The organism is Methylobacterium cerastii (assembly GCF_022179125.1).
GTDB classification, from domain to species: Bacteria; Pseudomonadota; Alphaproteobacteria; order Rhizobiales; family Beijerinckiaceae; genus Methylobacterium; species Methylobacterium cerastii.
This window is the reverse complement of record NZ_BPQG01000018.1, coordinates 1-13,619: the sequence shown is the minus strand read 5'-3', so window position 1 is coordinate 13,619 and position 13,619 is coordinate 1. Positions and strand designations below refer to the sequence as shown.

Here is a 13,619-nt window from a genome sequence, read left to right as displayed (position 1 = left end):
GGCGCCGATGTCAGCGGCGGACGTCGATCACGTCGCCCGAGCGGCTGTCCACCACCACGGTGATGTCGTCGCCTCGCCGGTCCGAACCGCGGACGATGATGCGCGGACCGCGACGATCGACGTTGTCGACGTCGGTGAGACCCTGGCGGCGCGCGATGCGGATCGCCTCGCCGCGGCTGAGGTCGACGTCGTCGCGCGGGCCGCGCTCGCGATAGCCGGGGTCGACGCGGACGCCGCCGGGTCCGATCTGGATGCCCTGAGCCGAGGCGGGGGCGGCGAGCCCGGCGACTCCCAGTCCGGCAACCATCATCAGGCCAGCGAGTACCGTCTTCGTCCGCATTGCTTCGTCCTTCTCTCGGCACGCTCCCTGTTCGGAAACTGCGCTCGGTTCGGTCGTCGCCTCAATCTGCGGGGCGAGGAATAGTTCCCGACCGGGACGTTCGCGAATCAACAGGGCTCGGCGTGGACTGTTCCGGTCGCGCGCTGGTCCGGGCTCGCCGGGGCGGCTTCGACCGGCTTGTCGAAGCGCTCGCGGAAATGCGGGATCGCCGCCTCGAACACCGCCTCGGCGGCGGCCCGGTCGCCGCGCGCCACCGCCTCGCGCAGGGATGCCGTCCAGACGTCGAGGCGGGCGCGGTCGGCGAAGACGGGCTTGGCCGCCATCACCCCGTCGATGCCGTCGAGGCTGACGCGGGGCTCCTCGCGGGCGAACAGGATCTCGTTCAGGCGTTCCCCGGGCCGGGCGCCGGAGAACACCAGCTCGATCTCCGCGCCGGGCTCGAAGCCGGCCAACCGGATCATGCGCTCGGCGAGCTCGGCGATCTTCACCGGCTGGCCCATCTTGAGGACGTAGACGGCCGCGCGCTGGTCGGCAGCGCCGGGCACGAGGCTGCGCGCCTCGCCGTCGGCATGCGAGGCTGCGGTGAGGACGAGGTCGGCGGCTTCCCGCACGGTCATGAAGTAGCGGACCATGTCGGGATGGGTGACGGTGACGGGGCCGCCGCGAGCGATCTGAGCCTTGAACACCGGCACAACCGAGCCGACCGAGCCGAGCACGTTGCCGAAGCGCACGGCGATCAGCCGGGTCGGGTGGCCGGGGATCGCCGCCTGCTCGGCGTCGCGGGCCTGCGCCACCATCTCGGCGAAGCGCTTGGTGACGCCGAGCTGCGAGACCGGCTCGATCGCCTTATCGGTGGAGATCATCACCAGGGCGCGGGCGCCGGCCGCCACCGACGCGTCGGCGACGTTGATCGAGCCGAACACGTTGGTCTTGACGCCCTCGCTCCAATCGCGCTCCAGGTAGGGCACCTGCTTCAGGGCGGCGGCGTGGAAGACGTAGTCGGGGCGGAATTCGGTGAAGACCGCGTGCAGGCGCTCGCGGTCGCGGATGTCGGCGAGCGAGCCGGCAACCTCGGCCTGGGCGTTGAGCAGGGCCGGCTGGCTCAGGATGCCGTGGAGTGCGGGCTCCGAGCTTTCCACCACCATCAGCGCCGAGGCGCCGAAGGCGAGCGCCCGGGCGCAGATTTCCGAGCCGATCGAGCCGCCGCCGCCGGTGACGAGGACGCGCTTGCCGGCGAGGAACCGTTCGAGCCGCGGCCGGTCGATCGCGACGGTCGGGCGCAGCAACAGGTCCTCGATCTCCAGCGGCGCCAGCTCGGCGTCGCGCATGCCCTCGCCGAGGCTGACGACCCGCGCAAGCGGCAAGCCGAGGCGCCGGGCGCGGGCGATCAGGTCGTCGGGCTCGGCCTCCGGCGCCAGGGCGCTCGGCGTCGCGACGAGGCGGCGCACCGGCTGGCCGCGGGCGGCCAGCTCTCCGACCACCCGCTCCAGGTCGGCGAAGCCGCCGAGCACGGTCACGTCGCGCATGGTCTGCCCGGCCTCGTCGGCGCGCGGCGAGAGGATGCCGCGCGGGACGAGCTTGCGCACCGAGCCGGATTCGATGGCGCGCAGCAGGGTCTCGATGTCGGCGCCGCGGCCGAGCAGCAAGGTCGGCACCGTAGCGGACCGGGCGCTCGACTGCTTGGAGCGGGCGTATTTCAGGTAGCGGAACGCGAGCCGCGTGCCGCCGAGCAGGAAGATCTGCAAGACCCAGTACAGGACGATGGCGATCTTGCCGAAGAAGTAGAACCCGTACAGGTCCGACGAGACCAGCACGTAGTCGAGCACCAGCAGCCCGAAGGCGAGCACGCTCGCGGCGCGGACGATGCCCGCGAGGTCTGGCAGCGAGGCGAAGCGCCACTTGGTGCGGTAGAGCCGGAACTGCCGGTAGACGAGGCCGGCCACGACGAGGAACGGCGGCAGCAGGACCGGAAGCGCGTGAAGGCGCTCGGCGAGGGCGTCGCCGGTGAAGCGGAACACGAAGGTGAGGACCACGGCCAGCGCGGTCGCCACGAGGTCGTGGACCACCATCACCGCGGTCTTGTAGGTACGCTGCTGCATGATGTTCCGCGGCGGTATCGGCTCCGCCTCGGGCGGTGTCAACGCGGGCGTCAGGCCCCCGGGCGCACCACCCGCGCCACCGCGTCGTCGGCCTGGTCGATGTCGGGTGCGTCGATCCGCCGGTAGCGCGCCTGGATCAGGCCGAAGGCGCCGAACGCCACGTGGCCGGCCGCCACGATCGCCAGCAGGACACGTCCGTAGGGCTGGGCGCGCAGCGCCTGGAACGCCCCCGACAGGCCCTTCACCTCCGAGGAGGCCTGGTACCAGGCCGCGACGACGACGAAGCCGCCGATGATCAGGAACGCGATGCCGCGGGCGGCGTAGCCGAACCGGCCGACCGGCTCAGCCCAGGCCTGCCGCGCCGCGTCGAGGGCGAGCCGTTCGGTGACGTCGCCCCGCGCCGCCTTCACCAGGAAGCCGACGCCGCCCCCGACGACGCCGAGGCCGATCAGCGCCACCGCGACCCGGCCATAGGGTTTCGCCAGCAGCCAGGCGGTCCAGTCCTGCAGGCCATCGCCGTCCGATTGCAGCCCGAGACCGAGGGCGAGGCTCGCCGCGGTCAAGCCGAGGCCGGCGTAGATGCCGGCGCTGATCAGGTGAGCGCCCCGCACCGCGAGACCCTTGGGGGAAGTGCCGCGCCGGTCGGCGTCGGTCACGGCCTCGACCAGCCGCCAGGCGGCGAAGCCCCAGAGCCCAAGCGCGATCAGGCCGACGATCCAGGGGCCGAGCGGGCCGAGCAGCACGAAGCGCAGCGCACCCGCACTGTCGCCGGCCTTGCCGCCGGCGCCGACGGCCGCGAGCACCGCCAGCATGCCGACGACGCAGTAGACGGCGCCGCGGGCGCAGAAGCCGAAGCGGGCCAGGCGCTCGATCGTGTTGCGCCCAGCAAAGCGGGTGGACGAGCGACCGGAAGGGCCGCTCACGCCGGATCGCGCTGCGGCTTCCCGGACAATGCCACGTAGAACCCGAGGCCGTCGCCGGCCGGCAGCGTCTGCAGGCGGTCGACCAAGCCGCGGCGCTTGGCGTCCAGCAGCAGGCGTCCGGCCGGCTGGAACAGCGTCTCCCCGCCCCCCTCGGGCGGCGGGTCGAGGCGGATCGCCACGGTCTTGCCCTTGGCGAAGCGGCTGCGTTCCAGCATCTCGTTGAGCGACGCCTCCGCCGTGGCCCGGTTGGCGCCGCGCAGGTCCATCACCGATTCCGCATCGGTGAGGCCGAGGCCGCCGCGCAGCTTGTCGGCGTAGAAGTCTTCGAAATGGGGCAAGGGCGACGACCTGCTGGGAGTTTGTCAAAGTACTGGCGAACGCGGTGGATGCCGGCTCGCGTGAGGAGGATGCTCTAGAACGACAGACCGGCGAAGACGGTTGCGACGGGCAGGGCGCCGCCGAACTCGGGCAGCTCGATCGCGCCGTCGAGGTCGAGCGCCTGCTTGCGCCAGGCGTTTCCCTCCTGGCGCCGCCAGACCTCCACCCGCGGTTCGTCCTGGTACACGATCAGGAAGACCTGAAGGCTTTCGACGGCGCGGTAGAAGTCGGTCTTGCGGCCGCGGTCGGCGCTCATGGTCGAGGGCGACAGCACCTCGGCGACGAGGACCGGATCGGAAGCGTAGCCGTCCGGGAGGATCGGACCGCAACGCACCACCACGTCGGGGATCGGTGCGAAGTCGTGCATGTGCCGGCTCACGATGGCGATGCCGGGGACGACGCGGCAGCCCTTCGGCTCCACGAGTTCGGCGAGCCTTCGTGACAAGGTGAAAACGATGGTCTGGTGCCGCTCGCTCGGCGGCGGCATCAGGACCGGCTCGCCGTCGAGCAGTTCCCAGCGCTCGTCGTCCGGGCGGCCAGCGACCCAGTCCTGGTACTCGGCGACGCCCATGCGGTCGTCCCGCTTTGCCGCGACTGCCATGCGAGCCTCCGAACCACGTGGGCGAGAATGTCACGAGATGGGTCGGCGTGCGACCGACGTCATCCGCGAACGATCAGAATTCCACCCGGGCATAGATGTCGGAGACCGCGAGCGTGCCGCCGAGTTCGGGAAGGTCGACGGCCTCGCCCTGGCCGAGCATCCGCATCGCCCAGCCGGCGTCCCGCTGCAAGACCTCCACGCGATGCGCGTCCTGGTAGACGATCAGAAACGTCCGGATCGATGCGACCGTCCGGAAGAAGTCGGTCTTGCGGCCTCGATCCATGCTCATCGTCGACGGCGAGAGCACCTCCGCGACGACGAGCGGGTCCCGCGTGTAGCCGTCCCGCGGCAGCGGCCCGCACTGCACGACGATGTCGGGAATCGGCGCGAAGTCGTCCATCGCTTCGCTGAGGACGGCGAGGCCGGGGAGGGCGTGCGCGTCCCTCCGCTCGGCGAGGTCGTCGAGGCGCCGGGCGTGATTCGCGACGATGCGCTGGTGCCGCCCGCTCGTCGGCGACATCAGCACCGGCACGCCGTCGAGCAGTCCCCAGCGCTCGCCATCCGGCTTGGCTTCGACCCAGTCCCGGTACTCGGCGACGCCCATGCGCGTGTCGCGCCGTCGGGCAACAGCCATCGCGGCCTCCTCCGGTGAGGCCGCGATGGTAGCATTCCGGGGGGCGTCCGCAACGATCGCGGACGGCCGGCTTCAGCCGTGCACGAGCACGTTGCGGAACTGCCAGGGGTCGCTCGCGTCGATGTCCTCCGGGAACAGGCCGGGGCGGCCGGCGAGCGGGGTCCAGTCGGTGTAGACGCCGACGACGGGCCCGAGATACGGGGTCTGGACCTCGAGGCAGCGGCGGAAGTCCATCTCGTCGGCCTCGACGATGCCGGCCTCCGGGTTCTCCAGCGCCCAGACCATGCCGGCGAGCACGGCCGAGGTCACCTGCAGGCCGGTGGCGTTCTGGTAGGGCGCGATCCGGCGGGTCTCCTCGATGGAGAGCTGCGAGCCGTACCAGTAGGCGTTCTTCTTGTGGCCGTAGAGCAGCACGCCGAGCTCGTCGATGCCGTCCTCGATCTCGTCCTCGTCGAGGATGTGGTGCTTCTCCTGCACCTTGCCGGCGTTGCCGAACATCTCGTGGAGCGAGAGCACGGCGTCGTTGGCCGGGTGGTAGGCGTAGTGGCAGGTCGGGCGGTAGGCGGCCCGATCGCCCTCGCGGACCGTGTAGTAGTCCGAGATCGAGATCGCCTCGTTGTGGGTGACGAGGAAGCCGAACTGCGACTGCGCCGTCGGCGTCCACGAGCGTACGCGGGTGTCGGCGCCGGGCTGCAGCAGGTAGATCGCGCAGCGCGAGCCCTTCTCCTGCTCGCGCGCGTTCGCGGGCATCCAGGTCTCGTGCGTGCCCCAGCCGAGCTCGGCCGGCTGGTTGCCCTCGGAGACGAAGCCCTCGACCGACCAGGTGTTGACGAACACGCCCTGCGGCTTGGGGTGCTTGGCCCGCTGCGTGTCGCGCTCGGCGATGTGCACGCCCTTGACGCCGACCTCGCGCATCAGCGCGGCCCATTCCTCACGGGACTTCGGCTCGGGGGTCGTGACGCCGGTATCCTTCGCAATGTTGAGCACCGCCTGCTTCACGAACCACGACACCATGCCGGGGTTGGCGCCGCAGCACGAGACCGCGGTGGTGCCGCCGGGGCTGGCGGCGCGGGCGTCGAGGATGTCCTGGCGCAGGGCGTAGTTGGTGCGGTCGCCCTGGCTCTTGTCCTTGTCGAAGTAGAAGCCCGGCCACGGCTCGGCGACGGTGTCGATGTAGAGGGCGCCGAGCTCGCGGCACAGCTCCAGGATCGCGCGCGACGAGGTGTCGACCGACAGGTTCACGCAGAACCCCTGGCCGCCGCCCTCGGTGAGGAGCGGGGTGAGCACGTCGCGGTAGTTCTCGCGGGTGAGGGCCACCGTCTCGAAGCGCAGGCCGTGCTTGTCGGCGAGCGCGCGATGCGAATCGTCGGGGTCGATCACGGTGAAGCGGGCGTGGTCGTATTCGAAGTGGCGCTCGATGAGGGGCAGCGTGCCGCGGCCGATCGATCCGAACCCGATCATCACGATGGGCCCGCTGATGCGGCCGTGGACGGGCGCCTTGTTCGAACCTGGCTGCGGCGTATCGGTCATGGCGGGGGCGGTCCTTCGGATGTGCGCGGCGCGCAGAGGCGGCTCGGGTTAGGCGGCCGATGTGACGATGGGGCGACAGGCCGGGCCCGTCCGCGAACGCGACGTCCCCTCAGGCCGCCCGGCGGCGCTGCCGTTCCGGGCTCTCGGCCGTCGCAGGGCGCCGCGTGGATGCCGGACCTAGTGCCGCCTCATGCCGCAAGGGTCAACCGCACGGCGCCCGCGCGAACCGCAGAGGTGTTGACGAAGTGTTGCGCATGCATGCGACCTCTGCATGCGAGACCTTCGAACCGGTGCGTTGCGTGCACCGCACAACGATCGCATGCTGCATCGCAAGATCGATCGAAGACCCGTCCCGGGTCGCAGGTCGCACGGAGTCGCCCATGCTGTCCGTCCTCACCGCGCACGTCCCGGCCCCCGCCGACGAGCCCCAGGATCGCGATCCCGGTTTCCTGACCCTCGCCTTCACGGTGGTCCGCGCCCTCCGTCGCGAAGGCCGCAACGCGTTCGAGCGTCGCTGCGCCCGCGCCGCCGAGACGCTTCCGCACGCCTGATCCGACCGCCGCGCCGGAAAATCCGGCGGCGCCGGATTGCGCCGCCCCGCCCCGGGCTTTAGGCGCCTTCCTCGAAGCCATGTCGGCCGAGGGGGCCTAGTCTCGCATGTCGCCGATCCGCGCATCTCGCCATTCTGCGCGCCTCGCCGCGCTCCTCGCGGCCTCCCTGATCGCGCTGTCCGTGGGCGCCGTCCCGTCCGCCGCGCAGGAAGAAGCGCCGGACGCCGCGCCTGCAGCGCCCCCCAAGGTCAAGCCGAAGCCGCGCCCGCCCGCCCCGAAGCCGGCACCGAAGGCGAGTCCGGCCGCGACGCCCGCGTCGGCGGCCGACGCCAAAGCCGCCGCCAAGCCGGCACCGGTCTGGCCCGCAGGCGCGCTCTCGATCACCGAGAATTACGGCGAGTGGACCCTCACCTGCACCCGGCCCGAGACGAATACGGCCTGCATGCTGATGCAGTCGCAAGGGGACAACAAGACCGGCAAGCGCCTGTTCGCCTTCGAGTTGCGGACGCCGAAGGACGGGCGGGCGGAGGGCCTGATCCTGATGCCGTTCGGTCTCTCGATCGACCCGGGCGTCACGTTCAAGCTCGACGACGTGGTGCTGGGCAAGGGCGCGCCCTACATCTCGTGCAGCGCGGAAGGCTGCCTCGTGCCGATCAGCTTCCCGACGCTTGCCACCGACGCGATGCGGACCGCCAAGACCCTCCAAGTGATCGGCGTGAAACCGAGCAACGAGGAGCCCCAGCCGATCGCGGTGCCGCTCGGCGGGTTCGCGGCGGTCTGGGACCGGGCGATCGCCTTCACCAACTGATCCGACGACGGACGGCAGACACCGAGAGCGGCCGGCAAGGCCGCCGACCCGGGCAGGCGAGACGACGAGAGGGCCGAGCATGCGCGACACGATGATCCTGGCGGGGCTGCTGGCCTGCCTCGCCACCCCCCTCGTCGCGCAGGAGGCCGCTCCCTCCGGCGGCCCGCCCGATTCGATGCCGGACGCCCCTCCGATGGACAAGAAGCGCGTCATGGCCGCGCGCCTCACCGGGCTGGTCGGCTTTACGAACAGCTCATGCCCGGACCTGCAGGGCGATCCGGTCCTCCTGAAGGGCGCCGTCGAGCGCCTCGGGATCGACCCCAAGGACCTGGAGCAGGGCGAGCTGGCGATGGTCGCGCGCTCGTTCTCCGAGACCTACCAGAAGGACGTGCCGGCGAACTGCAGGCGCGCGATCGAGACGTTCGGCCCGTCGAGCCGGATCGTCCCGAACCTCATCGTGAAACGCTGACCCTCGTCTCGACTGAGGCGCGCGGGGACGGCGCGGGACGGCGTCCGAAACCACGATTAAGCGTGCGTTAGCCGCGATCCGGCAGTGTCGGCCCTCAGCGGCGTCGGAGCGTTGCGTCCCTTGTCCGGGGCGCCCGCCGCCCCCGGGTGCGGCGTATCGATGGGCGGGTGGCTCGAGACGGGACCAAGGGTCCGCCGCATGCCCCGCCGCGCGGGCCTCGCGCTCGCGATGCTGGCAGGCCTCGGGCTTCCGGCCGAGGCCGCCAAGCTCCTCGCCGTCTCCGGCACCGAGGCGCAGGGCTACGCCCGCATCGCCTTCACGTTCGACGGCGCGGTCTCGATCAAGGCGCGGCTCTCCGGCGGCGTGCTGGTGCTTAACTACGACGAGCGGACGGAGGCCGGACCGGAGCGGCTGGTCTCCGAGCTGCCCGGCTACCTCGCCGCCGTCCGGCGCGATCCCGACGGCAGCGGGCTGCGGCTGGCCCTGCAGCGGCCGATCCGCGTCAACGTGCAGGAGGCCGGCGAGAAGGTCTTCGTCGACCTGCTGCCCGAGAACTGGACCGCCCTGCCGCCGCCCCTGCCGCCGGACGTCGTCGCCGACCTCGCCCGCCGCGCCCGGGCCGCCGAGGCGATCCTGAAGGCGCGCAACCCCGCCCCCGTGCGCCGCCCGCTCGGCGTCGAGGTCGCGAAGCTGCCGACGCTCACCCGCCTGACGGTGCGCCTGCCCGAGGGCGTCGCGGCGACGATCGACCCGGAGGGCGGCGCCACTCGCCTGCGCGTGCCCGGCGCCTACAGCTTCGACCTGTCCGAGACCCGAGGCCGCCTGCGGCCGGACATGGCGCGCCTCACCGCGACCGCGGACGACGCCTCGGCCGGCCTCGCGGTCGCGGTCGCCGACGGGTTCACGGTCTCCACCGACCGCGACGACGGCGCCGTGGTGTTCGACATCGTCGCGAAGAAGGACCCGGCCAAGGCCGACGCGACCGCGTTCGAGGTCGTAAAGCTCGCCGCCGCCAGGGCCGAGGGCGCCGGCAAGGCCGAGCCCAAGGAAGCGGCGAAAAGCGAAGCGTCCAAGGGTGACGGAGGCAAGGGTGACGGAGGCAAGGGTGACGGAGGCAAGGGTGACGGAGGCAAGGGTGAGGGAGCCAAGAGCCCCACCAAGGCCGACCTTCCGGCGCCCGGTTCCCGCTCCGGCGCCTCGGAGGCCGCCGCCCGTCCGCCCCTGGCCGAGCCGCCCGAGCGTCAGGCCGGCTCCGGCCTGGTCTTCCCCTTCGCCAAGCGCCCGCCGGTCGCCCTTTTCGAGCGCGGCGGCATCGCCAACCTCGTCTTCGAGACCGCCGAGCCGGTCGCCCTCCCGGCTGCCGGAACGGGCACCCTGCGCGCCGTCGGCGAGCCGCTGCGGATGGGAGGGCAGACGGTGCTTCGCTTCGCGGTGCCCGCCGGCGCCCTGCTCGACCTCGTGCCGGTGAGGGCCGGCGCCGCCGCCGGCGCCTGGGAGCTGATCGCGGGCGACAACCTCGGCCCGAGCGACACCCTGGCCCCGACGCGCCTCCCCGATGCCGCCGGGCGCTCCCGCGTCGCGATCGGCCTGCCGCAGCCGGGGGGCGCCGCCTGGCTCGACCTCGACGGCGAACGCGTCGCCGTCGTGACGGCGCGGGGTTGGAAGCCCGCGGGCATCGCCAAGCGGCAGCGCTTCGTCGACTTCGAGCTGCTGCCGAGCCGCTTCGGCGTCGCCGTGCTGGCCCAGGCCGACGACCTCACCGTCCGCCCCGACCTCGACGGCGTCGTCGTCGGGCGCGACGGCGGCCTCGCGATCTCGGCCGTGGCACGCCCGCCCGACGCACCGCTCGCCGAGGTGTCGGATTTGGCGATCCAGCGCGAGCCCTGGGAGCAGGCGCGGCTCGGCGACGTGCGCGAGACGATCCGGACGCAGTTCGCGGCCTCGATCGCGGCCTCGGCCGGTACGCTCGGCCCGATGCGCGTGATGCTGGCGCGCACGCTGCTCGCCAACGGCCTCGCCGCCGAGGCCCTGACGACTCTGGAGTTGGCCTGCGCCGACGACCCGGTGGTGGCGAGCAGCCGCGAGGCCGCGATCCTGCGCGCCGCATCGCTCGCCGGCATGGGCCGCAACGCCGAAGTGCGGAAGGCGCTGGCAGCCGGGACGCTGGCGCGCGACCCGGAAGCCGTGCTGTGGCGCGCCGTCGCCGACGGGCAGGCGGGCCGCTGGCGCGAGGCCGAGGAGGGGCTCTCCCAAGCGATGCCGCTGCTCGAGCGCTACCCGCTCGCCCTCCAGGCGACGCTCCGCACGCTTGCGGCGGAAGCGGCGATCGAGACCGGCGACATCGACGCCGCGTCGCGGCGGATCGTACTGCTCACGACGTCCGACCTGTCGCACCTGGATCGCGACCGCGTCGCCCTGGTCCGCGCGCGCATCGACGAGGCGACCGACCGGACCAAGGCGGCGCTCGAGGCCTACGACAGCCTGGCCGAATCGGGCGAGCGCCCGGTGGCTGCGGCGGCGGCCCTGCGCGGCACGCTGCTCGGCCGCGACGCCGGCAACCTCACACCCGCGGAGGCGATCGATCGCCTCGAACGCCAAGCGATCACCTGGCACGGCGGGGAGATCGAGGACGCGATCACCGCGGGCCTGGCCCGCCTCTATATGGCGGCCGGGCGCTATCGCGAGGCCTTCACCGCCGTCCGCGCGATCGACGCCATCGCGCCGGACGCCGCGTCGAACCGGGCCCTGCACGACGAGGCGGCGTCCCTGTTCGACGACCTGTACCTCTCGCCGCGCGGCGATGCCCTGGGCGGCGTGGACGCGGTGGCTTTGTACTTCGACTTCAAGGAGTTCGCCCCGATCGGGCGGCGCGGCGACGCGATCGTGCGGCGCCTCTCCGAACGGCTCGTCGGCCTCGACCTGCTCGATCCGGCGGCCGAGCTGCTGCAATACCAGCTCGACCACCGCCTCACCGGCCCGGCCCGGTCGAGCGTCGCGACCCAGCTCGCCACGATCCGCCTGATGGACGGGAAGCCGCTGAAGGCGCTGGAGGCGATCGAGGGGACCTACCTGCCCGAGCTCCCGCGCGACCTGCGGCGCGCACGGGCGCTGCTGCGCGCGCGCGCGCTCTCCGACCTGTCGCGGACCGATCTGGCGCTGGAGACGATCGAGGGGGAGGCCGGCCCCGATGCGGTGCGGCTGCGGGCCGACATCCTGTGGTCGGCCCGGCGCTGGCGCGAGGCCGGGGAGGCGCACGAGGCCCTGCTCGGCGACGCGTGGCGGACCGGCAAGGCGCTCGACGACGCCACCCGCTCCGACGTGATCCGCGCCGGCATCGCCTACGACCTCGCGGGCGAGCCGATCGGGCTGGAGCGGCTGAAGGCCAAGTTCGCCGGCGCCATGGCCGAGAGCGCGGACGCCCGCACCTTCGCGCTGCTGACGAGCGCCGACGCGACCAGAAAGCCCGGCTTTCGCGAGATCGCGCAGAAGGCGACGAACGCCGAGACGCTGGCGGCCTTCCTGGCCGAATACCGCAAGCGCTACCCGGACACCGCGCTTCCCCCCCGCGGCGAAGCCGAGAAGCGCGCCGACGGGCAGGGGACTCCGCCGGGCTGAGCATCACGCGACCGATCGAACTCTGATCCGTGTCGGGATGAATGCGGTTGCCGCGAGCGTTCCCCGCTGATCGGTCGCCCCGTTGCATGGCCGGCGATCTCAGCGCGTCAGCGGCACCGCGGTGATGAGGCGCCAAGCGATCGTCGCCTGTCGCTGCCAGACGACGCGGACGTGCGGCCGCCGCCCGTCCGGGGCAACGACCGGCCCCTCGACGACGAGGCGCATCCGTCCGTCGATTTCAACGAAACGGAGCGCATCCGTGCCGAACAGCGCGTCGGCCTGTGCCAGCGAGGCACGGCCAATCTCGTCAGGCTTGGCCCGATCGAACCCGAAGGACAGGAAGAAGCGCGCTTTGGGTCCGCCGATCGGATGAGCGAGGTTCAGAAGATAATCGACCAGCTTGCGGTCCGGGATTTCCAGGACCGGCCACCAGCCCTCGTCGATCACGGAATCGCGCGCTCCGTGCGAGCGAGCTGAGCAGCGCCGACGGTGGCGAGTGGGCCGAGCGGTTCGGAGAACTCGACCTCGGAGGCTTCGCCCGCTCCCCAGACCGCGACCACGGTTCCCTCGGTGCCCGCCGGGATCGTGTCGCCGTCCAGGGTCACGACGCTGGCCAGCACGCGCACGTCGTCGAGATCCCGCAGCGGAGCGCTAGGATCGGTCCGCCGCATGAGATGGATGGTGTCGACCGACATGGCGAGGATGGGCCGGGCCGGCCGGGTCGTCAAATCGCGTCGGGCGGGAAACGCAGGGGCGACGCGCGTCAGCTCCCGCCGTAGCTCTGCACCAGCGACGCGGCGACCAGGGTCCAGCCGTCGACGAGCACGAAGAAGATCAGCTTGAAGGGGAGGGCGACGGTCGCCGGCGGCACCATCATCATGCCCACCGCCATCAGCACCGAGGCGACCACGAGGTCGATGATCAGGAAGGGGATGAACAGCAGGAAGCCGATCTCGAAGGCGCGGCGCAGCTCCGAGATCAAGAACGCGGGGGTGACGATCTCGAGGCCCACCGCCTCGGGGCCCGACGGCACCGGCACCTTGGCCATGTCGAGGAAGAGCTTCAGGTCCTTCTCGCGGACGTTCTTCAGCATGAAGGTCTTGAACGGCGCCGAGGCCCGCTCGAAGGCCTGCACCTGCGTGATCTGGTTGGCGAGCAGCGGCTCGATGCCGGCGCGGTAGGCCTCGCGGCCGGTCGGCGCCATCACGAAGGCGGTGAGGAACAGGGCGAGGCTGACGATCACCGTCGTCGGCGGCGCGGTCTGGGTGCCGAGCGCCGAGCGCAGGATCGACAGGACCACCACGATCCGCGTGAACGAGGTCGCCATGATCAGCACCGAAGGCGCCAGCGCCAGCACGGTGATAAGCGCGACGAGCTGCAGCGCGCGCTCGCTCGCGCCGCCCGTCCCGAGGTCGACGGTGAGGCTCTGGGCCGCGGCCGGACCCGCCCCGAGCCCGAACGCGAGGGCGGCCAGGGCGAGGCGGCGCAGGGTCCGAAGCTGAGGGTGGGGGCGGGCAGGGGTCATGGCGCCGGCACCCTGGGGCGGGTTCGGCGACCGTGCAAGCCTTCCCGGCGGCCCGAGCAGGTTCACGGCGTCTCTTGCGGGCTCATCGCGTCTCTTGCGGGCTCATCGCGTCTCTTGCGGGCTCATCGCGTCTCTTGCGGGCTCAT

14 protein-coding genes are annotated in these 13,619 nt (G+C 72.2%); 4 read left to right on the top strand and 10 right to left on the bottom strand.

Annotation, left to right across the window (positions count from 1 at the left end):
• Window positions 1–10 precede the first annotated feature (10 nt).
• The 7 genes from MFF13_RS06880 to MFF13_RS06850 form a co-directional block, all read right to left on the bottom strand.
• Window positions 11–340: a PepSY domain-containing protein gene (locus tag MFF13_RS06880; RefSeq protein WP_238271584.1), complete on the bottom strand. Its 330-nt coding sequence runs from the start codon at window positions 338–340 to the stop codon at window positions 11–13.
• A 107-nt stretch (window positions 341–447) separates the two neighbouring features.
• Complete coding sequence (locus MFF13_RS06875; RefSeq protein ID WP_147828275.1) at window positions 448–2,439, bottom strand: SDR family NAD(P)-dependent oxidoreductase; 1,992 nt, start codon at window positions 2,437–2,439, stop codon at window positions 448–450.
• Window positions 2,440–2,489: 50 nt separating this feature from the next.
• Window positions 2,490–3,362, bottom strand: a complete 873-nt coding sequence (locus MFF13_RS06870) for a DUF1206 domain-containing protein (RefSeq protein ID WP_238271582.1) — start codon at window positions 3,360–3,362, stop codon at window positions 2,490–2,492.
• The gene (locus MFF13_RS06865; protein ID WP_147751003.1) at window positions 3,359–3,700 is read right to left on the bottom strand and encodes a hypothetical protein; all 342 of its coding nucleotides are present in this window, start codon (window positions 3,698–3,700) and stop codon (window positions 3,359–3,361) included. Before MFF13_RS06865 ends, MFF13_RS06870 begins: the two co-directional genes overlap by 4 nt.
• A gap of 74 nt (window positions 3,701–3,774) precedes the next feature.
• Complete coding sequence (locus tag MFF13_RS06860; RefSeq protein ID WP_147828274.1) at window positions 3,775–4,341, bottom strand: Uma2 family endonuclease; 567 nt, start codon at window positions 4,339–4,341, stop codon at window positions 3,775–3,777.
• A 73-nt stretch (window positions 4,342–4,414) separates the two neighbouring features.
• Window positions 4,415–4,975: a Uma2 family endonuclease gene (locus MFF13_RS06855; protein ID WP_147828273.1), complete on the bottom strand. Its 561-nt coding sequence runs from the start codon at window positions 4,973–4,975 to the stop codon at window positions 4,415–4,417.
• 72 nt (window positions 4,976–5,047) lie between these two features.
• A complete protein-coding gene (locus MFF13_RS06850) occupies window positions 5,048–6,505 on the bottom strand; it encodes a homospermidine synthase (protein WP_147828272.1) in 1,458 nt (485 codons plus the stop codon).
• Between the two features lie 380 nt (window positions 6,506–6,885).
• On the opposite strand from MFF13_RS06850, the gene MFF13_RS06845 reads away from it, so the two are divergent.
• The 4 genes from MFF13_RS06845 (at window position 6,886) to MFF13_RS06830 (ending at window position 11,948) form a co-directional block, all read left to right on the top strand.
• A complete protein-coding gene (locus tag MFF13_RS06845; RefSeq protein ID WP_187273585.1) occupies window positions 6,886–7,056 on the top strand; it encodes a hypothetical protein in 171 nt (56 codons plus the stop codon).
• A gap of 106 nt (window positions 7,057–7,162) precedes the next feature.
• Complete coding sequence (locus MFF13_RS06840; protein WP_147828271.1) at window positions 7,163–7,864, top strand: invasion associated locus B family protein; 702 nt, start codon at window positions 7,163–7,165, stop codon at window positions 7,862–7,864.
• 79 nt (window positions 7,865–7,943) lie between these two features.
• Window positions 7,944–8,333 carry a hypothetical protein gene (locus MFF13_RS06835; protein ID WP_238271580.1) on the top strand — a complete coding sequence of 130 codons (390 nt, stop codon included), beginning with the start codon at window positions 7,944–7,946 and terminating at the stop codon, window positions 8,331–8,333.
• A 198-nt stretch (window positions 8,334–8,531) separates the two neighbouring features.
• Window positions 8,532–11,948 (top strand): tetratricopeptide repeat protein, encoded by a 3,417-nt coding sequence (locus tag MFF13_RS06830; protein ID WP_238271578.1) that lies wholly within the window; start codon window positions 8,532–8,534, stop codon window positions 11,946–11,948.
• Window positions 11,949–12,047: 99 nt separating this feature from the next.
• On the opposite strand, the gene MFF13_RS06825 is transcribed toward MFF13_RS06830, so the two are convergent.
• The 3 genes from MFF13_RS06825 to fliP all read right to left on the bottom strand — a co-directional run bounded on the left by MFF13_RS06825 (window position 12,048) and on the right by fliP (window position 13,473).
• On the bottom strand, window positions 12,048–12,395 hold the full coding sequence (locus MFF13_RS06825) for a DUF6883 domain-containing protein (protein WP_147815716.1): 348 nt from the start codon (window positions 12,393–12,395) through the stop codon (window positions 12,048–12,050).
• Window positions 12,392–12,643 carry a DUF4926 domain-containing protein gene (locus MFF13_RS06820; protein WP_147828269.1) on the bottom strand — a complete coding sequence of 84 codons (252 nt, stop codon included), beginning with the start codon at window positions 12,641–12,643 and terminating at the stop codon, window positions 12,392–12,394. The genes MFF13_RS06825 and MFF13_RS06820 overlap by 4 nt, the downstream gene beginning before the upstream one ends.
• 68 nt (window positions 12,644–12,711) lie before the next feature.
• Entirely contained in the window at window positions 12,712–13,473 is a 762-nt protein-coding gene (gene fliP, locus MFF13_RS06815) for a flagellar type III secretion system pore protein FliP (protein ID WP_238271576.1), read from the bottom strand.
• Between the last annotated feature and the right edge of the window lie 146 nt (window positions 13,474–13,619).